At 25.2% G+C, this 852-nt stretch carries 1 pseudogene; it reads left to right on the forward strand.

The features are described 5' to 3' along the window. Positions 1 to 852, forward strand: a pseudogene (locus tag CAMP5063_RS08360) (glycosyltransferase family 2 protein); the annotation flags it as partial.

An 852-nucleotide genomic window follows, 5' to 3' on the forward strand; every position in this document is an offset into this window, starting at 1 on the left:
AGCTTTACTTATCCTATTATAGATTATATTATCTTTTTAGATTCTGATGATTATTGGGAATTAAACTGCATAGAAGAATGTGTACCTAGAATGGATGGGGTAGAAGTGGTGTGGTTTGATCACTATTTTTATTATGATGGTGTATGTCCTCCGAATACACCCAATAAAACATTGATACAAAAATGTAGATTTAGAAGAAATCAGAAAATATCTTCATGTGATTTTTTAAAAGTATTGTTGAATATCAAAAGGCAAAATTTTTGGTTTGGATGGCATGGAATGATTGATTTTGATTATTTGAAATTTATAGGTCTTAAATTTCTAAATCAAGTATTGCACGAAGATCATTATTTTGGAAAACTGCTTTTTTTACAATCAAATAATATTTTTATTTTTACTAAAAAATGTCTTTATTATAGGATTAGAATGGGAAGTATAATGAATAGAGGCAAAGGAATGATTTATGTTCCAGAATATATGTTAAACGAATATAATTCTTTTGAACAATCGGCTGTTTTATATAAGCAATTCCATAGAAAAAGTAGTTTATTTTTGACGGCAATGAGTGTATTTCAATTTACAAAAGAAAATCAAATAAAAAACGAAGCTTTGTTTAAAAGTATTTTCTTTAAAAAGTTGCAATTTTGGAGAAATGATGTGCTGAGTTTGGATAATAAATATTTATCTAAAGTTTTATATTTTTCATTTAGTCGTTTTTTTGAATTATCAAAAAATATTGATACTAATTTATTTTTAATTTCTGATTTTTTCAGTGAAGTTATATTGAATAAAGATAAAACTATTTCAACCCAAACCCTTCAAGTTAACTCTTTAAATTCAACTCTAAAAGCC

Source organism: Campylobacter sp. RM5063, assembly GCF_024723655.1.
Lineage (GTDB): Bacteria > Campylobacterota > Campylobacteria > Campylobacterales > Campylobacteraceae > Campylobacter_D > Campylobacter_D lari_D.